This window comes from Streptococcus sanguinis (assembly GCA_013378335.1).
Taxonomy (GTDB): Bacteria; Bacillota; Bacilli; order Lactobacillales; family Streptococcaceae; genus Streptococcus; species Streptococcus sanguinis_I.
In genome coordinates, this window is record CP040556.1 from 1,687,225 (window position 1) to 1,713,790 (window position 26,566).

A 26,566-nucleotide genomic window follows, 5' to 3' on the forward strand; every position below is an offset into this window, starting at 1 on the left:
CGCTTGCTAAATCACGATTTTCTGAGAGTATTCGCTCTTCTCTTCATAAATATGGGCTCTCAAGTCTAGGCACTAAAAAAGCGCCGACTCGGTCGCTAGTTCCCACTGAATAGAAAAACTGTATTTCTGCAACTAATCTAGTATACCACAAAAGTACCTAAAAAGATAGGACTTGCCTGTAAAATATTTTATTAGAGCTTTCTTTTTGTAAAAAATGAAAACTTGAAAATCACTTTCAAAAACATTATAATCTACAAAGAAGAAAGGAGACAGGTATGAATAAATTTTTACGAGTGGCTTTCATTTTACTGATCTTAGCTATGCTGGGCGCGGCTATGATCCAGATTTTCCGGCCCCAGCTCTTGGGCAATGAGTCCATCTATGGTCTAGCTCCCTACTGGCAGCGGGAAATTGGTTTCTGGAATCTGGCTATCCTGCCTTTAGTCATTGCCGCCAACATGAAGTATGATTGGTTCTACCTGCGTATGACTTTGCTAGCACTGATTCTGGGCGGGCTGGGCTTTGGAACCAACCATCTGCTAGGCTATCTGGAAAAGGCCAATCAAGCAAACTTTCTGGGCTGGATTGAAAATTATCTGCTAGTCTTCTGCTGGATCATCGGCTGGGGACTGGAATATCGAAAAAGACAAAAAAGTGATGAAGAGACTGTCTAAATAAGCAGATTCTTCATCACTTTTTTCTTCACTATGGACATTTTTCTATATTGGCTAGCAGCTCCTCAGCAAATTGACTAGTGGTCAAAGCTGTTACTCCTTCCAGCTGACTGGCAAAATCGCCTGTCACTTTTTGCTCAAAGAGAGCCTTCTCAATAGCCTTAGTCAGGAGATGAGAGACCTCCGACCAACAAATGTAATCAAAGAGCATGGCCCCTGATAAGAGAAGAGAACAAGGATTAGCCCTATTTTGACCTGCTATATCTGGCGCCGTTCCATGAGTTGCTTCAAAAATAGCATGACCAGTCTCGTAATTGATATTGGCCCCTGGCGCAATACCAATCCCACCCACCTGAGCAGCCAAGGCATCACTGGCATAGTCACCATTTAGATTGGTCAAGGCGACAACATCAAATTTCTCTGGAAAAAGCAAAATCTGCTGCAAAAAATTATCAGCAATAACATCCTGGATGATTAGTTTTCCAGAAGCCAACTCATCCGTATACTCTCTTTGAGCTAGTTCATAGCCCCATTTCCGAAAACCGCCCTCTGTAAATTTCTGGATATTGCCCTTGTGGACCAGAGTTACCCGGCTCAGTCCTTTGGTTAGTGCATAGTCAATAGCCGCCCGTATCAGCCGCTCGCTTCCTTTCTTAGAGATAGGCTTAATCCCAATAGCAGAGCTTTCTGGAAAGCGAATCTTGTCGACCTGCATATCCTTCTGCAGGAAATCGATAACTTTTTTGACTGCAGCCGTTCCACTCTCCCACTCAATCCCTGCATAGATGTCTTCTGTATTTTCCCGAAAAATCGTGATATCGGTCTTCTCCGGCTGCTTGAGCGGGCTTGGAACTCCCTTGAAATAACGAACCGGCCGCAGGCAGGCATAGAGGTCCAATCCTTGTCTCAGGGCCACATTCAAGGAACGAATCCCTTCTCCGACCGGGTTTCTAGCGGGCCCTTAATAGCTACCAGATGGCTCTTAATCGTTGCCAACGTTTCATCCGGTAGCCAGTAACCCGTCAGATCTGCTGCTTTTTCCCAGCCAAAACTTCCTTCCAAACAACCTTTCTCTGCCCACCATAAGCCTTTTCCACTGCCTTATCAAAGATCAGCTGGGCCTTTTCCCAGATATCAACCCCAACCCCGTCTCCTTGGATGTAAGGAATAATAGGAGCATCTGGCACCTGCAACCGCCCTTTCTCAAACAAAATCTTATCTGCCATTTTATCTCCTTCCAATTGGAAGATACTCCAAACCTTGAGCACCAATATAGTTAGAACGTGGCCGAATCAGCTTATTGTTCTTGCGCTGTTCCTGAATATGGGCAATCCAACCAGCCACCCGACTCATAGCAAAAATCAGGGTGTAGATACTGCTGTCAATGCCCAGCACATGGTAAACAGTAGCCGAATAAAAATCGACATTCGGTATCAGATGCTTGGTATGCTTCATATAGGCTTCAATTTCCTCTGAAAGCTGATACCAGACCTCATCCTTAGTTCCCTGTGTCAAATCCTTGGCCATTTGGCGCAAGTATTTTTCACGTGGATCCTGTGTCTTGTAAACCCGATGACCAAAGCCCATAATCTTCTCGTGAGAGGCCAGCTTGCGGTCTAGATAGGCCTGACAATCCCCTTCCTCTCTGATCTCTTTCAGCATATCAAAGACACATTCATTAGCGCCGCCATGAAGCGAGCCCTTGAGCGCTCCAACAGCTGCTGTCACGCAGGAATAAATATCGGTCAGAGTTGAGGCGCAGACTCGAGCAGCAAAGGTTGAAGCATTGAGTTCATGATCGGCATGGAGCACCAAGGCACAGTTAAAAGCTTTGACTTCAAGCTCACTAGCCTCTTTCCCTTTGAGCATATAGAGGAAATTGGCCGCAAAACCTAAATCCTCCCGCGGCTCTATCGGAGTCTGACCCGACCTCAGTCTGGCAAAAGCCGCAATAATAGTCGGCATCTTTGCCATAAGCTGGATACTCTGCTCATAGGTCGCTTCTAGAGACGCTTCCTCAGCATGAACATTATAAACACCCAAAAGACTGACCGTTGAGCGCAAGACACTCATAGGATGAAGATGCTTGCGGGACTGGATAAGAATGCACTGCTCCACCGCATCGCTAATGGCATAATTAGCTCGCAAATCTTCTTCAAAATGCTTGAGCTCAATCTGAGTCGGCAAATGCAAATGCCACAGCAGATAAATCACCTCTTCAAAACTCGCATGGTGCTCTACCAATTCAGAAATATTGTAGCCTGCATAAGATAGGGAATCATCCACAATCTGGCTAATCCTGGTATCACAGGCTATGGTATCTTTCAAACCGTCCGTCTGACTCATGCTCACACCTCCTCTAATTTCTTTCTAACGACCATGGGCAAAATTCCTCCGTTTTCATAGTAACGGATATCCGCCTCTGCATCAAAACGCAGCCGAGCTTGAAAAGCTATTTCTTCAACACCCTTTCGAGCTACCACATCAACTAGCTGACCAACTTGCGGATCCTGTGGCAGATTAATATCGAAAGTCTCCTTGCCTGTCAAACCAAGACTAGCCGCATTTTCTCCATCTAGATACTGGAGAGGAAGAATCCCCATCATGACCAGATTTGACCGGTGGATACGCTCAAAACTCTCTGCCAACACCACCTTGACACCCAAAAGATTAGCCCCTTAGCTGCCCAATCACGGCTGGATCCCATACCATAGTCTTTGCCAGCTAAGACAATGGTGCCAATTTGCTCCTCTTTGTAGCGCATGGCTGCCTCATAAATGGATAGCAACTCTCCTTTATAATCTGTGTAACCACCAATTTTCCCATCCGCCAATTCATTTTTTATCCGGATATTGGCAAAAGTCCCCCGCATCATGACCTCATGATTGCCCCGACGGCTGCCATAAGAATTAAACTCTTGGTAATCCACTCCATGCTCCATTAAATAGGAAGCTGCTGGGCTGTTTCTGGCAATATTTCCTGCTGGGGAGATATGGTCTGTCGTCACCGTATCCCCAAATTTTGCCAGCACTGCAAGATTTTTCAGTGGCTGAATGGCTAAATCATCAGCCAAGCCATCAAAGTAAGGTGGATTTTGAATATAGGTCGAAGCCTGATTCCACTGATAATTTTGAGAAGAGGCTGTCGGAATCTGATTCCATTTTTCATTGTCGTCAAACACATGGGCATATTCTTTTTCAAAAAGCTGGCGCGTCACATATGTTTGAACATAGTCTGCAACCAAGTCGTGCTCCGGCATCAAATCCATCAAATAAACAGGCTGCCCCTTTTGATCATAACCCAAGGGTTCACTAGTCAGATCAATATTGGTATTTCCAGCCAAAGCATAGGCAACTACCAAGGGAGGACTAGCTAGGAAATTAGCCTTGACCAGTGGATTGATCCGTCCTTCAAAATTCCGATTTCCTGAAAGAACAGCACTAGCCAGCAAGTCAGTATCCGTAATCGCCTGAGCCACTTCCGGTCGGAGATCGCCTGAATTTCCAATACAAGTGGTGCAGCCATAGCCGACAAGATTGAAACCAAGCTGATCCAGATAAGTCTGAAGACCACTCTTCTTAAGATAGCCTGTGACCACCTTGCTGCCCGGAGCCAAAGAAGTCTTGACAGTCTTTGAAACACGTAAGCCTTTTTCTACTGCTTTCTTGGCCAAAAGCCCCGCCGCCATCAGGACATAGGGATTAGATGTATTGGTACAGCTAGTAATAGCAGCGATAGCCACATGACCGGTCTTAATCGTCTCCTCATGGTCAGAAAATTGGACCACTGCAGACCTCTCTAGCTCGCTCTCATCTAAACCAAAGCCTCGGACCCCCGCTTCTCTGACTAGACTAGCTTGAAATTCTTCTTTAGCAGCTGTTAATTCAATCAAATCCTGGGGCCGCTTGGGCCCTGAGATATTCGGCACAATGCTGGACAAATCAATTTCGACTACCTTGGTATAGTTCGGCTCAACCTTTTCGTCATAGAAGAGGTGATTTTTTTGAGCATAGAGACGAGTCAGCTCGATATGATCTTCTGATCGATTGGTTAGGCGCATATAATTGAGCGTTTCCTCATCTATCGGAAAATAGCCACAGGTAGCTCCGTATTCCGGAGCCATATTAGCCACCGTTGCCCGGTCAGCTAGACTTAGATTAGACAAACCAGGCCCAAAGAACTCGACAAATTTACCAACGACATTTTCCTGCCGCAAGATTTGCGTGACCTTTAAAGCCAAATCTGTCGCTGTCGCAATCTTAGGTAGCTTGCCCAAGAGACGAACACCAATCACCTCAGGAACAGGGAAATAAGAAGCCTCACCCAGCATGGCAGCCTCGGCCTCAATCCCGCCAACTCCCCAGCCCAGAACACCGATACCATTGATCATGGTCGTATGACTGTCCGTTCCAAACATGCTATCCGGATAGAGTTGGCCATCCTTTTCAATGATGACATCACTGAGAAACTCGATATTGACCTGATGGATAATCCCAGTAGCAGGGGGAACCGCACGATAATTATCGAATGATTTTTCTGCCCACTTGAGAAATTCGTAGCGCTCATTGTTGCGGACAAACTCTTGGTTCATATTGGCTTCCAGAGCTGTGTCACAGCCATAAAAATCCACTTGAACACTGTGGTCAATAACTAAATCAACCGGAATCTCTGGATTAATCTGATCGGCCTGACCTCCCTGCCCGACAATAGCATCGCGCATACTAGCCAAATCCACCACAACAGGAACACCCGTAAAATCCTGGAGAATGACTCTGCTAGGTTTAAAAGGAACTTCACCACTTGGCGATTTAGCTTGATAATGCATCAAAGACCTAATGTTATCTTTTGTTACGTCAATCCCATCTTCCTTACGAAGGACACTTTCTAATAATATGCGAATAGAATAAGGAAGTTCTTCTATATTCCCTCCTAGTATAGCTGAGGCTTTCCCCAGGTCTGTGTATTGGTATATTTTGCCTTTATAATTTAAATCGCTTAGGTATTCTGCCATATTTCTGCCCCTCACTTATTTTAAATTGTTTTATATTATACTTTATTATGAAATTTTATGCAATAAAAATTATAATTTTTATGTTATATTTTATAACATACAAGAACAGTTTTTAAATACAGTCAAACTGTACTAATAATTATTTTTCCCAAGCACGAAAAAACAAGCACCATTCTCGGTGCTTGCTATAGTAAAAATAATTTCAAATGTTCACTTCTTATTGGCCAACCATTTAAGAAGCTTGGTCAAGAGTCCCCAGATGATTAGACTAATAACAACAATATAAATCCAGGCATTTTTATCATTAGACAAAGGCAGAGGAACATTCATACCAAAGAAACCAGTGATAACTGCAAGTACTGCCAGAAGGACCGAAATAATGGTCAAGACCGTCAAATTGTCATTCAGATTATTGTTCAGAATGTTATTGTAGGAGCCAGAGAGCTGGCTGAGAACTTGAGCAATCAGATCGGTCATGGAGACGAGCTGACGAGCCTCAATCATGGCATCCTCAAACTGCTCGGTTTCTAACTCATCAAAACGGCGGTAAATGCCGTGGCTTTTGATATGCTCTAGGAGCATGTGATTCTGCTTGGCAGCAGCAAGCAGATAGACCATAGATGTCTCTAAGTCCGACAGAGCAAAAAGATGCTTTTTGGTAGTTGTCTGACGCAGGAGAGCATTAATCTCATCCTTGCGCTTGTCCATCCGCTCAACGATGGGATAGTAAGAATTGGAGACCAACTCCAGACTAGCAAAAAGAAACTTATAGACCGATACCGGCTCATGATGCTCAGTATAGGCTTTCATCATGTCCACAACATAGGCGTTGTCTTGGTTGCTGATAGTAATGAGCCGCCCCTGCTGCACCACAAAGGTCATGGGAATCGTCTCATAATGTTCCTTATCTGTCGCTAGATCAAGGACATTGTAGATAAAGACAACTGTTCCATTCTCACGATTGTAGTCCATGTGAGCCCGCTCGTTCTTATCGAGTGCATACTCGATGGTCTCCTGGTCAATTTCATAATCCTGATAAATCCGGGCATTTCTTTTGAAATTATCTGAGTCAATGTTGATCCAGACAGACTGATCTTTTAATTTTCTTTCCAGAAACATGGAACTCCTTTCTATGAGGTAGAATGATTCTCTAATAAACTAGCACCCAACTTCATAAACTCTTCCTGCAAGTAAATATGCAATGTCGAAGCACAAAACCAATTAAATTAACTACCTCGCCTGATGAGATTAGTCAAGCGGCTAGCAAGGCTCCAACAGAACTCGGCCTTAGTAACTCTAGTTTGTTAGACAACCATAACAATCCCGTCCACTACAACACGAAGAGGCGAAAACGATTATTTTTTCGCCGATGAGTTAGTAAGGCAGTTAGCTAATCCGTACAATAGTGGCTAGCGTCCAACAATTAGGAATTTTAATTCCAATTGTTGGTACTGAGTTACATCTTCTCTTCCAATTTAACATCGGGATACTTGTCCTCGAACCAGCGCAGGGCAAAGTCGTTTTCAAAGAGGAAGACAGGATGGTCAAAGCGGTCTTTGGCCAGGATGTTACGGCTAGAAGACATACGCTCATCCAGGTCATCTGGTGAAATCCAACGGACAGTCTTTTTGCCCATAGGATTCATAACTACTTCAGCATTGTATTCATTTTCCATGCGGTGCTTGAAGACCTCAAACTGGAGCTGACCGACAGCGCCCAGCATGTACTCGCCCGTCTGGTAGTTGGTATAAAGCTGGATGGCTCCCTCTTGTACCAGCTGCTCAATCCCCTTATGGAAGGATTTTTGCTTCATGACATTCTTGGCTGAAACCTTCATAAAAATCTCTGGAGTAAAGGTTGGCAGGGGCTCAAATTCAAACTTATTCTTGCCTACAGTCAAGGTGTCACCGACCTGATAAGTCCCCGTATCATAAACCCCGATAATATCACCAGCTACAGCATTGGTCACATTCTCCCGACTTTCGGCCATAAACTGAGTGACATTGGATAGCTTGGCAGACTTGCCAGTGCGAGGCAGATTGACACTCATACCGCGCTCGAACTCGCCAGAAACGATACGGACAAAAGCGATACGGTCGCGGTGGCGCGGGTCCATATTGGCCTGAATTTTAAAGACAAAGCCTGAAAAGTCTGGGCTGAGTGGCTCGACTACCTCGCCATCTGTCTTCTTGTGGCCATGCGGTTCTGGAGCAAACTTAAGGAAGGTTTCCAGGAAAGTCTGGACGCCAAAGTTGGTCAGGGCTGAGCCAAAGAAAACAGGTGTCAGCTTGCCCTCCAAAATCGCTTCTTCCGAGAATTCATTCCCAGCTTCGCTCAAGAGCTCAATGTCTTCCTTAACCTGCTCATAGAAAGGATTTGAAGCAAACAGTTGGTCGCCTTCTGCCAGAGTCGCAAAGCGCTCCTCACCCTTATAAAGTTCCAGACGCTCATTGTAGAGGTCATAAAGACCTTCAAAACTCTTCCCCATGCCAATCGGCCAATTCATTGGGTAGCTAGCAATGCCCAAAATCTCTTCCAGTTCTTCCAGCAAATCCAAGGGCTCGCGACCGTCACGGTCCAGCTTGTTCATAAAAGTGAAGACTGGAATATTCCGATGCTTGACAACCTCAAACAATTTCTTGGTCTGGGCCTCAATACCCTTGGCCGAGTCAATAACCATGACCGCAGCATCCACCGCCATCAAGGTCCGATAAGTATCTTCTGAGAAGTCCTCGTGTCCCGGTGTATCCAGAATATTGACTCGCTTGCCATCGTAGTCAAACTGCATGACAGAGGAAGTCACGGAAATCCCCCGCTGCTTCTCAATATCCATCCAGTCAGACTTGGCAAAATTACCCGTCTTTTTCCCCTTGACTGTCCCAGCCTCACGAATCTCGCCCCCGAAGTAGAGCAACTGCTCCGTGATGGTCGTTTTCCCAGCGTCCGGGTGGGAGATAATGGCAAAGGTCCGGCGTTTCTTAATTTCTTCTTGTAAAGTCATCTTCTTCTCTTTCTTTTATTTAGGATAATGGTGAATCTTAGTATTTGTTTTTTATTTTACATCGGAGTATTTCAATCCTTTCAACCTACCTATTATAGCGGATTTAGCGCTTTTTTTCAATTATCTAAAGAAGATAAAAATCGCCCTTTTGAGCGATTCTATTCTACTATGTCAATAAAATTTCTCTTATAATCTGACAATGACACTTCTAAAGAGGAAATTGCAAAGATGAAGGTTAAACCCAGTAAATAGAGCAGACGTTTTTTTCTGGTTTCCAACTCTTCTTTCTCTTCAGCTGTCATGGAAAACATGACCTTATTCCGTTTTCAAAAGATAGAGGAGCAAACCTTCTCCCCTTTGTCTGCCAGCCTTAAGAAAGACCAAAATTTGGGATATTTCATTCCGCCAACAGAAGCGTCTAGTTGAACCAGCTTAAAGAGTTGATAGACAAACCGTCCATTTGTCACTAGAAGCAAAGCAAGTCATAATTAAGCTTTCTAATTTAAAAAAATCCTGCCACATTAACTTGACAGGAGCTGTAAACTTGAGATAAATTAACTGCGGACCAGACTTAACTGCTTTTTCCACCGTTTCTTAAACAAGATATCAAAGAGAACCAGAGCCAGAGAAAGGATGACTGACACAAGGAGGTACTTTATCCATAGGGGGGCATCAGGGATGAAAGGCGGACTTTTTAGCAGACCGTAATTTCCTCCTGTCACTTGGTTAACACCGACTAGGAAAAGATTGAGTCCAAAGGTGTAAGCTACAATCACGTATTTCTTGAGCAAGGTCTTGTCGTAGTGATTCATCAGATAAATCAAGGAATTAACCAAAAGGGCATAGTGGCCAATCAGGAAAGAAAAGCTGGTAATATGCGGGAAATCATAGGGATCAAAGACTGGGTAGCCCAAGGCAAAGACCGCTCCGCTGGCTCCTAATAGAGCAAAATACTGCTTGCTGCGCCATTTGTCTGGCAGAAAGACCACCGCAAACATAGCCAGGCGGCAATGATAGAAGGGCAGACTATTGGAAAAGGGAATCCGAAAACCAAAATACCAGCTATAAAGTATCAGCAGCTGGGCAATCTGAATCCACTTAAAAGCCTTGACAAAACGCGGATTATCATGGTATTTGAGCGAGCTCCAAATAGACAGCAAGACCAGAGCAATCATCACAGCATACCATAAAATCGAGATAGGCGGTGCCACCGTTTTTGTCGTAGTTAAAAATTCTTTCATATTTCTTTTTAATCTAAATAAATCATGTCTTATATAGACATTCAATCATAGATAACAACATTTATAAAATGCTGTTATTTCCAGTTAGGTTGAATCTCTCTTTTACACATTTAATATCTTGTATAGTTTCTTGAAATGTTTTTTCTTCCCATTTATCACTTCTTTTACTAAAGAGTTTTTTATTCTTGTTGTAATGTTCGAAATTATCAAAGTAATAATAAATAACTGCTAAAGTTGCATATTTCCAATAGTCATCCTCATCCTCTTTTTCACTAACAAAGTCTATAAGTTCTCTATAAACCTTTTCAGCTTCAAATTGATTATATTTTATCTGTTTCTTATCATTAATATGTAAAAGTTGCAATAGTAAACAATTAGCATAGTTCTCCCCATTGTAATAATCTTGTTTAACTATGTATCCTTTTCTATAAAACATTATCGCATCTTCTAAATAATCTGGATTTTTATTTATTTTATACAATCTCTTATATATAGCCCCAGCTATGCCCAATGTTTCAGTATCAAGAGTCTTCTTTAATGGCAATTGCTGAATAGTCTGTAATGCCTCCATTAAAGCGCTTGTCTCATTGGGTAGTTTAGATTTATAAGTAGTGAGAGCCAATTGCTGAATAAAATAATCTTCTCTCGGTGATTTTTCAACCAATTTTTTCCAACATTTTTTTGATTCTATAAAGTTTCCCTTCTTTTTAAAGTCTTTCGCTTTTTGTAACAATTCTCCAATCGTATCCGAATAGTTTTCTGCATCAGAAATTAATTTACAATAACAGTTGTTATCGTATTGAAGGGGTTTTACTTTTGGAATATAGGTATATAGAGGGCTATCCGTTTGCTGTTTTTCCGATTCTTTAATATATTCTTTGAGCTTACTCATTATTTCATCTGATTCAGATTTCGAAATTTTTTCACCAAATTTTTTGTATCTACAGATACGAGAATGGTTCAAATCAAATGGAATATCATGATCTTCTTGAATCATCATCACAGTGGAGAAAGGCTTCGCAGCATGGCGAACACCCAATTCATAAGCAGCATTTATATTATAAGTTGTCAAGTCGGCAATTACCAAATCAGCATGCAAAAGTAGTTCATACATACTAACATCAATGATTGTCGAACCAGCAATATCATCTGCTCTAATTACTTTATAATTCGGAAATTCTTTCTCAAATAATGGTTTAATAACTTCATTATAAATTTCATCCAAATCAATTAGTTCATTCGTTTTAAGGTATGTTTTTTTTCCAAATCCCATTACAACAAAACAAACTTTATTTTCCATCAGAACTGCTCCCTCTAAAAAATTTCAATTCCATCTAAATCTGCATAAATGTTTCTGAAATTCTTTTCACCATAGGCTTCCTCATAAAAATTTGTTATTTTATTTGGAACAAAAGTTATTGACTTTCCTTTCTCCACCTTTTCTATAATATCTTTATTATATTCACGACTAAGTTGAAGCCAGTGGGATTCACCTTCATGAAAATCTTCCTCAGTCGGCAATAAAGCATCCAATCTACAAAATGTGTAGTTTCTTTTTTGATCAACTTCTACAATTTTTGTTGTAAATGCTTTTTTTAAAACAGAAATATTTCGAAATTTTTTGCAAGCTTCATCAAGCTCTTTATTTAGTCTATAATCATCACAATTTAATTCAAAATTATGAATAATAGAATCTATAAATCTTTCCAAGCCTACTCGACATTGACTGTCTCCATTTAAAAAGATGCCTATGGAATTATTATCTATACAACTGTTTAAAAAATTATTATCTTTTAAATTAAAACCCGGGATATAAAAATTATAGTATTCATGTTTTTTTACCCACGTTGCCCCCAACTCATTCAAGCAAACTACACTAGAAAAGTATTCTGATGAGAGTAAAAATAGTACAATTGTTTTATCATTAAGGCGCTCTTGTAAGTAATTATAGATATTTTTACCAAATGGAACACCATTATTTTCATTCGAAGTATAAATTAACTTATCATTTCTTAAACCTATTCCAATCAACAATTCTCGTAATATATCTCCATATTTTTTATCTTTAGAGTTGTGACTTAAAAATAAATTAGTTTGACTGTCTTGAGATCTATCAGAAATACGTTTGCTAAAAAAAGGAAAAGAAGACATCTTATCACCCCAAATATTATAAGTATATCTAAATAGTATCAAAATTTTTAAAAGTTTTCCAATTTTTTATCAGTTTTGTAAAAAGTAAATTCTTAATATTTCATATTCCTATTTACTTTTTAAATCAGTTTAACTTCCTTAGTCTTCTCCACGCTCTTAAAAATGTCAGAAACCAAGCAAACTGCTGCACTTAAGACGATTGAGACAAGCAGATAATTAAGCAGGAGTCCGTGATTGCCAACAAGCGGCGGATCTGTGAGAAATCCATAAGAACCCTTTGTCAACATATTGATAACAAGCAAAAAAGCATTGATCATAAAGGTCGTCCACACCACTCGCTGCCAGCTCATAGAGAAAGTATGATAATATCTGAAAAGATAAATCAAACAATTTCCCAAGAGCGCTAGATGGCCGATGATAAAGGACAAAATAGTGATATGGGGAAAAGGATAAGGATCAAAAATCGGATAAATAAAGGCTACAATCGAGCCAAAAATCCCCAAAAGTGCAAAATAGAATTTATACACTGAGCGATTAGGCAGAAACATCAAGGCAAACATAGCCATTCTGCAATGATAAAAGGGCAGACTCTCAGACAGCGAGGCAGCAGTCAGCATATACCAAGAGTAGAGGCCTATCAGCTGGCAAGCTTGCATCCCGACAAATAGCCGTTGGTAAGGTTTCCGATTGTAGTAGTGATAGGAAAGCCAGATAATCGCAAAGACCAAGCCCAAAAGAACAAAATACCAAAGTCCCAGTTGAGGCGGTTCGGTTTTATAGGTTGTAAACATATCTCTTATTCCCATCTCTTATTCCCATCTCTTATTCCCATCTCCTAGGCTCCCATTCTAGTATAAGGTTTGAACAAGGCTGAGTTTGCCTGTTGTTGCTTATAATCCCCCTCCAAGTCCTCTACCAGCTTAGCCAGATTCATGGAATTGCTGCCTTTGAGAAGAATTTGGTCAGTAGGAGTCAGACTCTCTCTGACAGCTTTAGTCAGTTGTTCAAACTGGTCTTTCTCGTCATTTTTGATAAAGTAATGAACCTTGCCAGGCGGATAAATCTCCTTGGCATAGTCATAGAGGGCTTCCATGTCCTGTCCATAGAGGAAAAGGTCGGTCACAATTTCTGGATTGAGGCTGGTAATCATCGAGCCGTGCATGGACTTAGAGTCTGCTCCCAGCTCTTTCATATCCGCCAGCACCGCCAATTTCCGTCCGCCTGAATTGGCCGGAATGGTCGAGAAAGTCTCAAGAATCAAGCGCATGGCTGTTGGGTTGGCATTGTAGACATCCGATAAAATATCTGCGCCATTACCAGCTTTCTTCCACTCCGTTCGATTGCGGGTCAGTTCCAGCTCAGAAAAGGCTTGAGCAATTGCCGCCTCAGATACACCCTCCTGCAGAGCCGCATAGGCTGCAATCATGGCATTGGTCGCATTGTACTTACCGGTCACAGGCAGGTCAATCCTCCGCTCTAAAAAGTTGCATTCAAAGCTCAAGCTGTCCTTGCGCTCTTCCAGATACGTCAGGAAGATATCCGCATCAGGACCAAAGCGAACAATTTTGCAGTCTGCTGGCAGAAATTCATTGACAATCTTATCTGCCGGAACAATCAAGAGACCATCTTTTCTCAAACCGTCCGCAATCTGCATCTTGCCTTGGGCAATCTCAGCTCGGCTGCCAAAAAATTCCAGATGGGCTTCTCCGACCAGAGTTACAATGCCTGTCTTAGGTTTGGCAAGTTCAGACAGGAGATGGATGTCTCCCAAGTGATCTTGCCCCATTTCTAAGACAAGTTTCTCTGTGTCCTCAGGCATGTGAAGAACCGTGTAGGGCAGACCGATTTCATTGTTGTAATTGCCCTGGGTCTTATAGGTCTTGTAGCTGGTTGCTAGTAGCTGAGCTAGCATGTCCTTAGTTGTCGTTTTGCCGTTGGAACCTGTCACCTCCAGCACATCCACCTGCATTTTTTCCAGATAATACTGGGCCAAGCGCTGGAAGGCCGTCAGGACATCGTCGACCAAGATATAAGCCCCTTCTGTCACTGGTCGCTCAGATAAGGTTGCGGCTGCTCCCTGAGCAAAAGCTGTCGCGATAAAGTCATGGCCATCACGCGCCCCCTTAAGCGGCACAAAAAGGTCACCCGACTCAATCAAGCGGCTGTCAAACTCAGCATTTCTAAGAGAGATATTTTCAAACTGAGTCACATCATTTTTCGCAGACAGGACTTCTGCAATTTCATATAAATCTAATTTCATACTTCTTCCTCGTTTTTCGGTTTGCTCGCAAAAAGAAAGGACCGAAAATTTTCAGCCCCTCTATTATATCATATTTTAGAGAAGATGCGCCTCTCTCTTGGCAAATGCCTCTTCAGCTAGGCCAACTAGTTCCTCAATCAAGTCAGGATAGGCCAGCCCCATATTTTCCCAGAGTAATGGATACATGGACCACTGGGTAAAACCTGGCATGGTATTAAGCTCATTAAGGAAGACCTGACCATCTTCTGCATAGAAGAAATCACAGCGGGACAGTCCCAGACCGCCCAGAGCTCGGAAAGCGGCCTCTGCATTTTGACGCATCAAGCTCACCACTTCTTCTGGAATCTTAGCCGGAATATCCATGGTAATCTTATTATCAATGTATTTGGCTTCGTAGTCATAGAAAGCAACGTCCTTGACCACTTCTCCAGGCAGGGTACTCTTGACATCCACATTGCCCAGAAGCCCAACCTCAATCTCGCGAGCTGTCACTCCTTGCTCAACCAGTACCCGGCTGTCGTATTTGAAGGCCAGGTCCAGAGAAGCACGCAGTTCTGCTTGGTTCTCCGATTTAGAAATGCCGACACTGGAGCCCATATTAGAAGGTTTGGTGAAGACTGGATAGGTCAATTTCTCCTCGATTTCCTGGATTTTTTGCTCTAGATCCTCACCATCAACTAGCGCTACATAAGGCACTTGGGCAATGCCTGCCGATTCCAGCACTCGCTTAGTCGTGATTTTATCCATGGCTAAGCTAGAAGATAAAATATTACAGCCGACATAAGGCATTTTGAGCACTTCTAGGAAACCTTGGATAGAGCCATCTTCGCCCATGGGACCATGCAGGACCGGAAAGACCACTGCTCCATCTTCGTAAATGTCGCTAGGCTTAATCTTCCGAGACATATCCACTGTGGCATTGGTCATCAGCTTCTCGTCAGCAGCTGGCTTTGCTTCAAATTCCTGAGTTTGGATAAAATCTCCGTCCTTGGTGATGAAGTAAGTCTTCACCGAAAACCTATCATAATTGACAGCCCGCATGACGCTCTCAGCTGATAAAACCGAAACTTCCCGCTCTGCACTGCGTCCGCCATACAATAAAATCAATCTTTGTTTTACCATGATTTTTCCTATCATTTTCTAAAAATAGTACGATTTACAAAAGCTGCCAGCTCGAAATAAAACAACCTAAAAAGCTTGGTTTTACACCTACCTAGCTAGTCGATTCTTCTAAGCAGGAGCTTCTGTATCAGTCCGTTTTAGTATATCACAATTCCCAGCATTTTTGAACAGAAAAAAGGACTCTTCCAGCCAGCTAGAGCCAGAAAAATCCTTGATGTTTATAATTCTGTCCGATTTTCGATGGCGCGAATCAGCGTAACCTCGTCCGCATACTCAATGTCGGAGCCAACTGCTAAACCACGCGCTAGGCGAGTCACCTTAATCCCAGCGGGTTTCAAGACACGTGAAATATACATGGAAGTCGCTTCGCCATCCGCTGTCGCATTGGTTGCGACAATGACCTCCGTTACCTCGCTATCCATCAGACGAGTAATCAGGCTTTTGAGATTGATATCATCCGGTCCAACGCCATTCATAGGCGAAATCAAGCCATGCAAGACATGATAAAGTCCGTGGTATTCCTGAATATTTTCCATGGCTGACACATCTCGGCTGTCTTCAACGATCAAAATAGTCGATTGATCGCGCGACTGGTCTTGGCAGATTGCACAAGGGTCTTCGTCCGTTAAGTTGCCGCAGACAGAGCAGTAGCTCAGCTCACGCTTAGCAGCCAGCAGATTCTTGGCAAATTCATTAACATCGTCATCACTCATGCCAATGGTGTAAAAAGCCAGACGAGTGGCTGTTTTGATGCCAATGCCAGGCAGCTTGGAAAAACTGTCAATCAGCTTGGCGATAGGGGTTGGGTAAAGCATAAAATCCTTTCTCTATTCTCAAAAAATCTCCTCAAACCAGATTGCTCTACTTGAGCACTGACTGCATTAGCTTTCTCCGTTTGCTGATGATTTTCATTGAGCACTAATTCATAGGGTGTTGTTGATTGTAAAGATTGATTATATCGCGAGTGATACTGTGGCTGACAGTAGAGGACAGGTCCGTGTTGTGGGGGAACACTACCGCCACCGCAATCTGCGGCTTCTCACTCGGTGCATAGGACACGACATTGGTATTGATGGCTTCTTTCTTGCCCTTGTCCACAAAGGTCTCAGCCGTACCAGTCTTGGCACTGATTGGCACGCTCTCTCCCTGAGAAATAGTCCGGCCAGTCGTAAAGCCACTGCTGCCATGAACCACTTGATAGAAGCCTTGCTTGATAATGCTCATATCCTCGTCAGAGATATTGACCTGGTTCAGCTCCTTGGTGTCAATTTTCTGCACCAAATCACCGAGTCCTCCTTGGTCACTGTTGCCGTAAATGCCTTCAACGATATGTGGAGCCACACGCTTGCCGTTATTAGCTACTGTTGAGGCATACTGGGCCAGCTGAAGCGTTGTATAGTTGTCAAACTGACCGAACGAATTGGTCAGATAGTTGGCAAAGGTAAACTTGTCAGGAAGATAACCTGTGGACTCATTTGGCAGGTCAATCCCTGTCGAAGTGCCCAGACCATACTCTGCAAAAGTCGAGCGCAGCTTTTTCATGGACGGATCCAGCTCATCAAAATTCAGCTTCATATCCGCTGAGTAAGGCGTCCCCATCATCTTCAGCGCTACCTGCACCATATAGGTATTGGAAGAGTATTCCAAAGCCTCTTGAGCTGTGATGGCACGCGAACCATACTGGGTAAACCAAGACGTGATGCTGTCCGTACCGCCAAAGCTAATGGGCTGGTCTGTCAGGACTTGGTTGCCGCTAATAGCATTATTCTCCCAGCCTGAGGTCAATGTTGCAGCCTTGACCACAGATCCCGGAACAAAGACATTGGTCATGGTCCCCAGAGCATCGACCGAGCTTTCTCCTGTTTCCAGGTCGTGCCGGATGCCTGCCATGGCTAAAACAGCACCGGTATTGGGATCCATAGCTACGGCATAGACCCCCTCAGAGTAAGTCGCATTGCCACTAGCCAACTCTGCATTAAAGGCATTTTTGAGAATGTCCTCCACTCCCTGCTGGAAGTTCAAGTCCACCGTCAGCTTGAGATTGTCTCCCTTGCTGCCGTCAGAGATATTTTCCACGCTCTCCATATTACCATTTTTGTCCAGATGGATCTCCTTCTCAGCTCGCTTGCCTTGCAGGACTGACTCATACTGCTTTTCCAAATAGGAGGTCCCCACTCGGTCATTGAGGGAGTAGCCTTTTTTCAAGTAATCATCCACTTCCTCAGCCGGAAGTCCAGTCTTTTCTGTCGAGATATTTCCAACGATAGAGGCCAGTGAGGTATCCAAGACCTTGCGGTCCCAGCCCGTTGAGACACTGATACCCGGCAGCTCCTTGCTGCTGGAAGCCAATACAGCCACCTGCTCTGTTGTCAGCGGATCTGTCTGGATGGTCCCCGTCGCAAAGTTGGAAATTGCATTCATCTGGCTAAAGAGAACGATGGCCTTCTTTTCCTCATCCGTATAGCCCAGCTGTTTAGGGTCAATGCTTTCAGCTGCCGCCTTATAGATTTTGGACTCAGGCAAGCGGTTGCCGTCTGTATCAAATTTCTTGTCCTTGGGCAGCTTTTCCACTACTTCCTGATAGACTGCGCTGTCCGCCAAATAATAATCCACCTTTTGGCGATCTGTCACCTCTGTATCGCTGACACTGACATAGGTCAGGAGCTTTTGAGCTGTCGCTCGAATCTCTCCAGCTGTCAGCCGGTTATCCCGTGTATAGGTCACCACCTGCTTGGTCGTATTTTCCACCAAGGGCTTGCCGGTAGCATCATAAATCTGCCCACGCACTGAGCTAGTGGTAATCTTGGTCTTGCTGGCCTTGGCCAACTTATCCGTATAAAAGTCCTGATTGACCACCTGCATATAGCCCAGACGGGCAATCAAGGCTAAAAACAAAAACATCACGATTCCAAATAGCAGATAAAGCCTTCTGGTGATGGAATGACTGTCAAATTTTCTCTTCTTCCTTGCCATCTTCTCTCTCATTCTAGTAAAAGTTCTGACCTTTATTTTACCATAAATCCAGCTCGATGAATGTTTCAAAACTGATAGAAAATCTGAAAATGTGGACGAGTTAAGAGGAAGTCTGCCAAACCTCAGAACCTAAAAGACTTGCTGGCTAGGCTTCCAGCAAGCCTTATTTTTCCTCTCTGGAAAAGCAAAGAACCTGAGAATAATCTCAGATTCCTTTAAGCTTATTTTCCAAGGTAGTATTCTTTTACTACATTCAATTTTTCGTCAAATTCGAATACCAATGGTGGGAAGTTTGGAATTTCCACATCCATGATTTCATCGTCAGACAATTGTTTGATGTGCTTCACAAGGGCACGAATAGAGTTACCATGTGCACCTACAAAGACATTCTTGCCATCTTTCAAAGCTGGAGCAATCTTGTCTTCCCAGAATGGAAGGGCACGCTCAAGCGTAACTTTCAAGTTTTCAGCATCTGGAATAACTGAGTCGTCAAGTGAAGCATAACGACGGTCAGTGTGTGCTGAGTGCTCATCATTGCGATCCATGTTTGGAGGCAATACATCGTATGAACGACGCCAGATATGCACTTGCTCATCACCAAATTGCTCAGCTGCTTCTGCCTTGTTTTTACCAGTCAGGCCGCCATAGTGACGCTCGTTCAAACGCCATGATTTTTCAACTGGTACCCAAAGCTGGTCAGCCGCTTCCAAAGCAAGGTTAGTTGTCTTAATCGCGCGCTTCAAAACTGAAGTGTAAGCTTGGTCAAACTCGATACCAGCTTCTTTAATCAGTTTACCAGCGTCAATTGCTTGCTGTGTACCTTTTTCAGACAAGTCAACATCAGCCCAACCAGTGAAAAGGTTAGCTTTGTTCCATTCAGACTCACCGTGGCGAGCAAAAACTAATTTTACCATTAGATGGATTCTCCTTTTATTTTCCGAGGCAGTCCCCGTTTATCTATTCTATTTTACAAAATTTTCGCCTAAAAAGCTAGCCTATTTCGTCAAATCAGACCTTTTTCAGCAAGAAAGCGCTTTTGTATTTCCGGGCAGAACCCTTTGCCTTAGCATCCGCCAGACAGATAAGTCTCATTAGCTTCCTTAAGCCACCAAGTCCGCCGCCTGTCTACCAACTGATAAATAAGCAGTGAGCCAGATACAATCCAGATGGAGAGCATATTGACAAAGATGAAAAGCTCTACACCTTTAGCATGCTGGGCGGGAGTTAGCTGGCTATGTTTACCTATAAAGACATCTCCTTCGACCTCATAAATCTTTGGCATAATAATATTAATGAAGCAAATAACAGCGATAAAAGTAACAAGCCGAACAGGCCAAGAATAAAGGATTTTATGAAAACGCTCAAATCCTAAAGAAAAAGTAGAGAAACGTTTAAAGCGTTCTTTGCCCATAAAAAAGATGAATAAAGGAATATAGCCTTCATAAGTGAAGCTAATCATTGTAGGCGTATGACGGCTAGCAATGAAAAAGCTAGAAAAGCCGTAATCTCCAGTGGTTAAAATCCAATGGCTTAAAAATTCTGGAAGAAAAATAGCTGGTATCACAAACAAAGCTGCTGAAAATTCCCTTCCAAATCTTACACTCCATACTCGCTGCATCTTCTCCCATATCAGGTGCAGACGTGCTTTGTCCGCGCCTTTCGTAGGAAAATTCTCTTTTATGAGTCCGCCACAAGAAGGACAGATAGGATAGCCAGCTTCCTCTTCAAAGAGAAGATGACGGCATTCCAAAAGAGGCGATTCATCACTGTCTGACAACTCATCCAGCCATTTCTTTCTCCACCAGAACATAAGACCTCCTAAAAATCGAAATTTCTTTTCATATCAACACCCGCCAGATAGATAAACCTCGTTGGCTTCCTTGAGCCACCAAGTCCGTCTCCTGTCTATCAGTTGATGAATGGCCAACAAGCCTGCTACTATCCAGTTACAAAGCATATTGACAAAGACAAAGAGCTCTACTCCCTTAGTCTGCTGGGCGGGAGTTAGCTGAATTTGCTTGACAATCAACGATTCTCCTTCCATTTCGTAAAACTTAGGCATATAAGTACTTAATAAGATGATTAAAAAGATAAAGAGAGTAAGCTGAACTGGCCAAGAATAAAGAATGTTATGAAAATGCTCAATCCTCAAAGAGAAGGTAAAAAATCGCTTAACACGCTCTCTTGCTACAAAAAGGATAAATAAGGGAATGTAGCCAAAAAGTGTCACACTAAATAAGGTAGGATTATGAGAACTAGAAGGAATAAATCTACTAAATCCATAGTCCCCTGTCCATAGAAACCAGCCACCTATAACCTGTGGCAACCAATAAGATAGAATGATAATGAGCAGTGTCGAAGCAATTCCAATTTTGACACTCCATACTCGCTTCACCTTTTGATAAATCAGATAAAGACGTGAGCGATCCACACTGTTTTGAGGAAGATTTTCCTTTATTAGCTTGCCGCAAGAAGGACAAATGGGATAGCCAGCTTCCTCTTCAAAGAGAAGATGACGGCATTCCAAAAAAGGTGATTCTCTGCTTCCTGATATCTCTTCCTCCCAATCTCTTCTCCAAAACATAAGACCTCCTAAAAATCTAACCTACCCACAAAGTAATACCCCTTAAAGATTTCAATACTACAGACTTATGATGAATTTACCTATATTGTAAATCTTTCAGAACTCTTTGAATCTCTTTGCACAAGGCTTTATTCTGCTTTCATTATATCAAAAGAGAATTCGCCTGTAAAATAATAGCATAAGTATATAAGGGGTTATCCTTAAAATATCTGATTTTGCTAAGTACCGTGACTGATTGGGCATCCTATCTCTAAGATCGGATGATGTTCTGCGAACATGCCTTGCTAAAACGCATAGAAAAAGTCTAAGAGACATAAGTTCTAGCCTTACTTTTTATTTGAAAAAGAATCTTAACGCAATAGCCGATAGATCAAAGTACTGCTTTAACGTTACAGATTGAATTTGCAAAGCGAGTCACATCTTTGTTCGTCTTTAGGCTCCAAAAAGCTCCTAATCATCCTCTCAGTCACACCGCCTCTTGCTGGCATTGGGGGCATAGGCCATAGACAGTCGTCTGGCTTTGGGTGATGTGGTAGCCAGTCTGCACTTCAGCCTCATGCTTCACATCAGGAAGTTCCAGCTCCATATCAGCAATACGGCCGCATTTTTCACAGATGACATTGAGATGCTGATGACCCATAAAGTCAAAGTAGGTCGTCGTATCATTGCGAACCTTGAGCTCAGCGACAAAACCCTCATCAATCAGAACCTTGAGATTATTATAGACTGTTGCCAGACTCATATTAGGAAAATTGGGCTTCAAGTCCTGATATATCATTTCAGCGCTAGGATGGTCGTGACTTTGGATAATATAGTCAATTACCGCTTTCCGTGTTTCTGTAATACGCACGCCCTTGGCGCGCAAATGGCCAATTACTTGGTCAAAGTCATGCTGATGTTCTTGTTTCATTATTTACTCCGTTATAGCCTCTCATCTAAGTCATTACCATTATACCATGACTAGGCTTACTTGGCTATTAAGAATGATTGTAAATAAGGCCTAAAATTTTTTAATTCTATCAGTGCCTTGATTTTCCTGCCAAAAATAAAAAGCCTGCTATTCCCAACAAAAGTTGAGACAACAGACTTTTCATATATTCTTGATTTTCAAAGCTTTTTACTGTAGCTTAATCTTAGTCACGCTGACGTTTGGTCAAGCTAACTGCTCCTCCAAGAGTCAAGAATCCAAGAATCAGCATCCAGATAGATGCATCTTGGCCGGTCTTAGGCAGAATTCGTTTCTTGCCAATCTCTTTAACTTGAGCATCTACAAGCAAGCGATTGGTTACATTCATACCTTCAGCTTGATTGCTGTAGCCTTCCACTTCGTCCTCGCGGACACTATAGACGATTTCTTTTCCATCCTTGAAGCGAGGCAGGTTTTCAAAGCTATATTTCCAGCCCATCGCCTCATCAACAGTTACGCTGATGCCTGTATCCTGTCCATCTGCAAGTAAATGAACAAGGACACTCTGTGGTCGGCGACCTGCACCGTTATCATTGTCAATCCAGATCACAGTGCCAGTAAGCGTCGTTGAGTCAGCTGCAAAAGTCCAAGTGCCAACAAATTTTGCATCCGCTCCGTTAATGGTCTCTTCCGTCTTGTCGTAAGACTTAAAGGTCCAAGTACCGTCTGCGGTCTGCACTTCCGTCTTCGCTGGCTGTGTTGAAGTGGCTTTAGTGCCATCTAACAAGTTTGCTTGGTCGCTTGGAAGCAAGGATTTCACTTCTTGGGGCAATTCCTTACCAACAGTTCCACTGACAAATTCATGTGTAGTTTTGTAGGTTGGTGCCGGACTAGGTTTTGCCACAAACGTCCATGTACCGACAAATTTTGCGTCTGCTCCGTTGATCGTTGCTTCGTTCTTATCATATGACTGAAAGCTCCAGCTGCCATCAGATGTTTCAACTTCTGTCTTCACTGGTTGCGTTGGAGTGGCTTTCGTACCGTCGGCCAAATCAGATTTATCGCTTGGAAGCAAGGATTTCACTTCTTGTGGCAGTTCTTTACCTGCTGTACCGCTAATGAACTCATGCACAGCCTTGTAAGTTGGTGCTGGGCTAGGCTTCGCCACAAATGTCCAAGTGCCAACAAATTTAGCGTCTGCACCATTAATGGTTGCTTCGTTCTTGTCATATGACTGGAAGCTCCAGCTGCCATCAGATGTTTCAACTTCTGTCTTAACTGGTTGCGTTGGAGTGGTTTTCGTACCGTCGGCTAAATCAGATTTATCGTTTGGAAGCAAAGATTTCACTTCTTGTGGCAGTTCTTTACCAGCGGTGCCACTGACAAATTCATGCGTTGCTTTATATGTTGGTGCTGGGGTAGGTGTTGCTACAAAATTCCAAGTACCGACAAATTTTGCATCCGCTCCGTTAATGGTCTCTTCCGTCTTGTCGTAAGACTTAAAGGTCCAAGTGCCATCAGCGGTCTTCACTTCTGTCTTCGCTGGCTGCGTTGGAGTGGCTTTCGTACCGTCGACTAAATCAGATTTATCAGTTGGAAGCAAATCTTTCACTTCTTGTGGCAGTTCCTTACCTGCTGTACCGCTGACAAATTCATGTGTAGATTTGTAAGTTGGTACTGGACTAGGCTTCGCCACAAACGTCCAAGTTCCAACAAATGTAGCGTCTGCACCATTAATGGTTGCTTCGTTCTTGTCATATGATTGGAAACTCCAGCTGCCATCAGATGTTTCAACTTCTGTCTTCACTGGTTGCGTTGGAGTGGCTTTCGTACCGTCGGCTAAATCAGATTTATCGCTTGGAAGCAAGGATTTCACTTCTTGTGGTAGTTCTTTACCTGCTGTACCACTGACGAACTCATGTGTCGCTTTATAAGTTGGTGCTGGGGTAGGTGTTGCTACAAAATTCCAAGTACCGACAAATTTTGCATCCGCTCCGTTAATGGTCTCTTCGTTCTTGTCGTAAGACTTAAAGGTCCAAGTGCCATCCGCGGTCTTCACTTCTGTCTTCGCTGGCTGCGTTGGAGTAGCTTTCGTACCGTCTGCCAAGTCAGACTTGTCGCTTGGGAGTAAATCCTTCACTGCTTGTGGAAGGTCTTTACCAGCTGTGCTGCTGACAAATTCATGTGTCGCTTTATAAGTTGGCGCTGGGGTAAAATCCCATGTGCCGACAAAGTGCGCATCCGCTCCGTTAATGGTCTCTTCGTTCTTGTCGTAAGACTTAAAGGTCCAAGTGCCATCCGCGGTCTTCACTTCCGTCTTGACTGGTTGCGTTGGAGTGGCTTTCGTACCGTCTGCCAAGTCAGGCTTGTCGGATGGAAGTAAATCCTTCACTTCTTGTGGAAGTTCCTTACCTGCTGTACCGCTAATGAACTCGTGAGTAGCCTTGTAAGTTGGATTTGGGGTGAAGTCCCAAGTGCCGACAAACTTCACATCTGCTCCGTTGATCGTCTCTTCTGTCTTGTCATAAGATTTAAAAGTCCAAGTACCGTCTGCGGTCTGCACTTCCGTCTTCGCTGGCTGTGTTGAAGTGGCTTTGGTACCATCAGCTAAATTAGGCTTGTCGGATGGAAGTAAATCTTTCACTGCTTGTGGCAGTTCTTTACCTGCTGTTCCACTAACGAACTCGTGAGTAGCCTTATAAGTTGGATTTGGGGTGAAGTCCCAAGTGCCGACAAACTTCACATCTGATCCATTGATCGTCTCTTCGTTCTTATCGTATGACTTAAAGGTCCAGGTACCGTCGGTCGTTTTCACTTCTGTCTTCACCGGCTGTGTTGGAGTTACCTTTGTACCATTCTCCAGATTCTTTTCTGTTTCTGGTATTAGGTCTTTGATTTCCTGCGGGAGTTCCTTACCAGCAGTGCCACTGACAAATTCGTGTTTCTTTTCATAGAGCAAGTCAGTAGTAACTTGATTAGATGGTGCTGAAAGATTATCTACTTTCAAGGTCACTGTATTTTCAACCGTTGCAGCACCCTTTTCTGCTACCTTTTGATTGGTTGCAGTCTTGTAGGTAATGACTATATCTTGAGAAGAATTTGCTTTTACATACTCCGGTGTCATCTTGACCGTAACGGTCTGGCCTTTCTTTTCAATCGTGTAATCACGACCTTCCTGCAAGACATTGCCGCCAGCCTCAACCTTGAGCTCCTTGTAATCCAGTCGCTCATCAAAGGTTTCAGTCATCTCAATAGTAGTCGGGGTAGCCAAAATATCCTTACCAGGAACTGGAATCTTGAAGGTTCCCTTATAAGTCACCTCTTGACCTTCCTTAGCTGGAATCTTAACTGGATCCACTTCTAAGACTGGCTTGGGATCAACTTTTTCAATATAAAGACCAAAGACTGCCGAGCAAACCTCTGTTGATGAATAACCAAAATTCATCTTATTACTATTTGACCGAAGCGCTAAACCAGAAATATTGTTCTCAGAATAGCTACCGCTTGTAATCTGAGTTGCTACCCAAGCAGTTCGTTCTCCTTGGTCTTCCTGTCTTAAGACATTGGCATTATTCATCAAACGAAGATTAACATCATTTTGATAATCTTTAACATAGAAGGTTTCCTTCAAGTTGTTGGCATCAATTGCATCGATGTCTGTTGGCTTCATAACCAACTTCAAATCTGTCTCGGAACCATCTGCATAACGCAACTCTGCTGTTACATCCGCATCAAGCCAAAAAGCCTTATTCATAATGTAGTCATGAGCTGCATCTACATAGGGAACATTCCCAATTTCAAAAGCATTATTTTCCCATAATTCCGAAATAGAGAAAAATTCTACCGTTTGCTTTTGAGCACTATTCATCTCTGACTCTGCCTGAGCAGTATTGAGGTAGTGTAAGGTTACCTTATTGAAATTCAGATAAGCATCCACTTGCTTACCGTGAACAGTTCCAACATTGGTAAATTTTAAAGACAGAGGATTATCAAATACTTGATCCTGCTTCTTGCTCTTATCCACTTTGAGAGTGAAATTCTCCATCTCTTTAGCATAAGCTCCGCCACTCAGATATTCATAATGCGGATTGGACAAATGAAATTGATCAACAGCCGATGACTTAGATAAGACACTGACATTATTGATATTCAAATTGAACTTATGGATATCCAGAGTAGAAATATCCGTTGCATTCTTAATCTCCTCCAAGGCAGACAATGTCTGAATGGGGAGCAAAAAGATTGAAAAAAGCACAACAAATAATCCCATCAGCAAGCGAAATTTGCTGCCAAAAGGATTAACAGGGCGCAGTGAGCCCCGATGTAGTTTCCATTTCATTTCTTACCTCCTAAACTTTTTCAATGATCTCGCAATCATTACGCAAAAAGAAATGTTCCCTTCATTTTATCATAAAGACCTATGATTTAAAAGTGCTTTTGCTAAAATTTTCAACTTTTTATTTTAAGTCTTTAAAAATGTTTGTCCTTTATCATTCTCTTTTGATTAGAGACAATTTCCTTCACTTCTTTGCAAAATAAAAACTCCAAGAAAGTTCATCAATCAACTTTCTCGAAGCCACTAAATCTTTTATTAAGTTCAAGAACTGAGAGCAAAAAGAAAAACCTGACATACTCGCCAAAG

At 42.9% G+C, this 26,566-nt stretch carries 18 protein-coding genes and 3 pseudogenes; 2 read left to right on the plus strand and 19 right to left on the minus strand.

Going from position 1 to position 26,566, the window contains the following annotated elements:
* Positions 1 to 43 precede the first annotated feature (43 nt).
* Positions 44 to 245, minus strand: a pseudogene (locus FFV08_08640) (hypothetical protein).
* A 30-nt stretch (positions 246 to 275) separates the two neighbouring features.
* Here FFV08_08640 and FFV08_08645 point away from each other — a divergent pair.
* Positions 276 to 674 carry a hypothetical protein gene (locus FFV08_08645; GenBank protein QLB52662.1) on the plus strand — a complete coding sequence of 133 codons (399 nt, stop codon included), beginning with the start codon at positions 276 to 278 and terminating at the stop codon, positions 672 to 674.
* A gap of 31 nt (positions 675 to 705) precedes the next feature.
* Here the strand turns inward: FFV08_08645 and FFV08_08650 are convergent.
* From FFV08_08650 to FFV08_08665, 4 genes and pseudogenes are all read right to left on the minus strand, one after another.
* A pseudogene (locus tag FFV08_08650) lies at positions 706 to 1,900 on the minus strand (NADP-dependent isocitrate dehydrogenase).
* 1 nt (position 1,901) lies between these two features.
* Positions 1,902 to 3,020 (minus strand): citrate synthase, encoded by a 1,119-nt coding sequence (locus FFV08_08655; protein QLB52663.1) that lies wholly within the window; start codon positions 3,018 to 3,020, stop codon positions 1,902 to 1,904.
* Positions 3,021 to 3,022: 2 nt separating this feature from the next.
* Positions 3,023 to 5,685 (minus strand): annotated as a pseudogene (acnA, locus tag FFV08_08660) (aconitate hydratase AcnA).
* A 210-nt stretch (positions 5,686 to 5,895) separates the two neighbouring features.
* Complete coding sequence (locus FFV08_08665; GenBank protein QLB52664.1) at positions 5,896 to 6,804, minus strand: magnesium transporter CorA family protein; 909 nt, start codon at positions 6,802 to 6,804, stop codon at positions 5,896 to 5,898.
* Between the two features lie 77 nt (positions 6,805 to 6,881).
* Between FFV08_08665 and FFV08_08670 the strand changes: the two genes are divergently transcribed.
* A complete protein-coding gene (locus FFV08_08670; protein ID QLB52665.1) occupies positions 6,882 to 7,058 on the plus strand; it encodes a dehydrogenase in 177 nt (58 codons plus the stop codon).
* Between the two features lie 83 nt (positions 7,059 to 7,141).
* Here the strand turns inward: FFV08_08670 and FFV08_08675 are convergent, their stop codons facing one another.
* From FFV08_08675 to FFV08_08740, 14 genes are all read right to left on the minus strand, one after another.
* The gene (locus FFV08_08675; protein QLB52666.1) at positions 7,142 to 8,686 is read right to left on the minus strand and encodes a peptide chain release factor 3; all 1,545 of its coding nucleotides are present in this window, start codon (positions 8,684 to 8,686) and stop codon (positions 7,142 to 7,144) included.
* 554 nt (positions 8,687 to 9,240) lie between these two features.
* On the minus strand, positions 9,241 to 9,927 hold the full coding sequence (locus FFV08_08680; protein ID QLB52667.1) for a TIGR02206 family membrane protein: 687 nt from the start codon (positions 9,925 to 9,927) through the stop codon (positions 9,241 to 9,243).
* A 61-nt stretch (positions 9,928 to 9,988) separates the two neighbouring features.
* Positions 9,989 to 11,230 (minus strand): DUF4071 domain-containing protein, encoded by a 1,242-nt coding sequence (locus FFV08_08685; protein QLB52668.1) that lies wholly within the window; start codon positions 11,228 to 11,230, stop codon positions 9,989 to 9,991.
* An 11-nt stretch (positions 11,231 to 11,241) separates the two neighbouring features.
* Positions 11,242 to 12,078: a hypothetical protein gene (locus FFV08_08690; protein QLB52669.1), complete on the minus strand. Its 837-nt coding sequence runs from the start codon at positions 12,076 to 12,078 to the stop codon at positions 11,242 to 11,244.
* Between the two features lie 119 nt (positions 12,079 to 12,197).
* Positions 12,198 to 12,884, minus strand: coding sequence for a TIGR02206 family membrane protein (locus tag FFV08_08695; protein ID QLB52670.1), 687 nt, complete (start codon positions 12,882 to 12,884; stop codon positions 12,198 to 12,200).
* Between the two features lie 29 nt (positions 12,885 to 12,913).
* Positions 12,914 to 14,338, minus strand: a complete 1,425-nt coding sequence (locus tag FFV08_08700) for a UDP-N-acetylmuramoyl-tripeptide--D-alanyl-D-alanine ligase (GenBank protein ID QLB52671.1) — start codon at positions 14,336 to 14,338, stop codon at positions 12,914 to 12,916.
* A 75-nt stretch (positions 14,339 to 14,413) separates the two neighbouring features.
* Positions 14,414 to 15,475, minus strand: coding sequence for a D-alanine--D-alanine ligase (locus FFV08_08705; protein ID QLB52672.1), 1,062 nt, complete (start codon positions 15,473 to 15,475; stop codon positions 14,414 to 14,416).
* A gap of 203 nt (positions 15,476 to 15,678) precedes the next feature.
* On the minus strand, positions 15,679 to 16,275 hold the full coding sequence (recR, locus tag FFV08_08710) for a recombination protein RecR (GenBank protein ID QLB52673.1): 597 nt from the start codon (positions 16,273 to 16,275) through the stop codon (positions 15,679 to 15,681).
* Between the two features lie 103 nt (positions 16,276 to 16,378).
* Positions 16,379 to 18,445 carry a penicillin-binding protein 2 gene (locus tag FFV08_08715; protein ID QLB52674.1) on the minus strand — a complete coding sequence of 689 codons (2,067 nt, stop codon included), beginning with the start codon at positions 18,443 to 18,445 and terminating at the stop codon, positions 16,379 to 16,381.
* A 209-nt stretch (positions 18,446 to 18,654) separates the two neighbouring features.
* A complete protein-coding gene (locus tag FFV08_08720) occupies positions 18,655 to 19,347 on the minus strand; it encodes a phosphoglycerate mutase (protein ID QLB52675.1) in 693 nt (230 codons plus the stop codon).
* A 149-nt stretch (positions 19,348 to 19,496) separates the two neighbouring features.
* Positions 19,497 to 20,243 (minus strand): hypothetical protein, encoded by a 747-nt coding sequence (locus tag FFV08_08725; GenBank protein ID QLB52676.1) that lies wholly within the window; start codon positions 20,241 to 20,243, stop codon positions 19,497 to 19,499.
* Between the two features lie 33 nt (positions 20,244 to 20,276).
* Entirely contained in the window at positions 20,277 to 21,017 is a 741-nt protein-coding gene (locus tag FFV08_08730) for a hypothetical protein (GenBank protein ID QLB52677.1), read from the minus strand.
* Positions 21,018 to 21,483: 466 nt separating this feature from the next.
* On the minus strand, positions 21,484 to 21,927 hold the full coding sequence (locus FFV08_08735; GenBank protein QLB52678.1) for a transcriptional repressor: 444 nt from the start codon (positions 21,925 to 21,927) through the stop codon (positions 21,484 to 21,486).
* A gap of 223 nt (positions 21,928 to 22,150) precedes the next feature.
* A complete protein-coding gene (locus tag FFV08_08740; GenBank protein ID QLB52679.1) occupies positions 22,151 to 26,263 on the minus strand; it encodes a Cna B-type domain-containing protein in 4,113 nt (1,370 codons plus the stop codon).
* Positions 26,264 to 26,566 lie beyond the last annotated feature (303 nt).

What these genes read in the sequence shown, in the direction of transcription:
- FFV08_08730 (QLB52677.1), bottom strand. Translation starts at nt 21,017, where the DNA reads ATGTTTTGGAGAAGAGATTGGGAGGAAGAGATATCAGGAAGCAGAGAA.
- FFV08_08700 (QLB52671.1), bottom strand. Translation starts at nt 14,338, where the DNA reads ATGAAATTAGATTTATATGAAATTGCAGAAGTCCTGTCTGCGAAAAAT.
- FFV08_08735 (QLB52678.1), bottom strand. Translation starts at nt 21,927, where the DNA reads ATGAAACAAGAACATCAGCATGACTTTGACCAAGTAATTGGCCATTTG.
- FFV08_08645 (QLB52662.1), top strand. Translation starts at nt 276, where the DNA reads ATGAATAAATTTTTACGAGTGGCTTTCATTTTACTGATCTTAGCTATG.
- FFV08_08740 (QLB52679.1), bottom strand. Translation starts at nt 26,263, where the DNA reads ATGAAATGGAAACTACATCGGGGCTCACTGCGCCCTGTTAATCCTTTT.
- FFV08_08655 (QLB52663.1), bottom strand. Translation starts at nt 3,020, where the DNA reads ATGAGTCAGACGGACGGTTTGAAAGATACCATAGCCTGTGATACCAGG.
- FFV08_08695 (QLB52670.1), bottom strand. Translation starts at nt 12,884, where the DNA reads ATGGGAATAAGAGATATGTTTACAACCTATAAAACCGAACCGCCTCAA.
- FFV08_08680 (QLB52667.1), bottom strand. Translation starts at nt 9,927, where the DNA reads ATGAAAGAATTTTTAACTACGACAAAAACGGTGGCACCGCCTATCTCG.
- FFV08_08705 (QLB52672.1), bottom strand. Translation starts at nt 15,475, where the DNA reads ATGATAGGAAAAATCATGGTAAAACAAAGATTGATTTTATTGTATGGC.
- FFV08_08665 (QLB52664.1), bottom strand. Translation starts at nt 6,804, where the DNA reads ATGTTTCTGGAAAGAAAATTAAAAGATCAGTCTGTCTGGATCAACATT.
- recR (QLB52673.1), bottom strand. Translation starts at nt 16,275, where the DNA reads ATGCTTTACCCAACCCCTATCGCCAAGCTGATTGACAGTTTTTCCAAG.
- FFV08_08725 (QLB52676.1), bottom strand. Translation starts at nt 20,243, where the DNA reads ATGTTCTGGTGGAGAAAGAAATGGCTGGATGAGTTGTCAGACAGTGAT.
- FFV08_08715 (QLB52674.1), bottom strand. Translation starts at nt 18,445, where the DNA reads ATGAGAGAGAAGATGGCAAGGAAGAAGAGAAAATTTGACAGTCATTCC.
- FFV08_08670 (QLB52665.1), top strand. Translation starts at nt 6,882, where the DNA reads ATGCAATGTCGAAGCACAAAACCAATTAAATTAACTACCTCGCCTGAT.
- FFV08_08675 (QLB52666.1), bottom strand. Translation starts at nt 8,686, where the DNA reads ATGACTTTACAAGAAGAAATTAAGAAACGCCGGACCTTTGCCATTATC.
- FFV08_08690 (QLB52669.1), bottom strand. Translation starts at nt 12,078, where the DNA reads ATGTCTTCTTTTCCTTTTTTTAGCAAACGTATTTCTGATAGATCTCAA.
- FFV08_08720 (QLB52675.1), bottom strand. Translation starts at nt 19,347, where the DNA reads ATGGTAAAATTAGTTTTTGCTCGCCACGGTGAGTCTGAATGGAACAAA.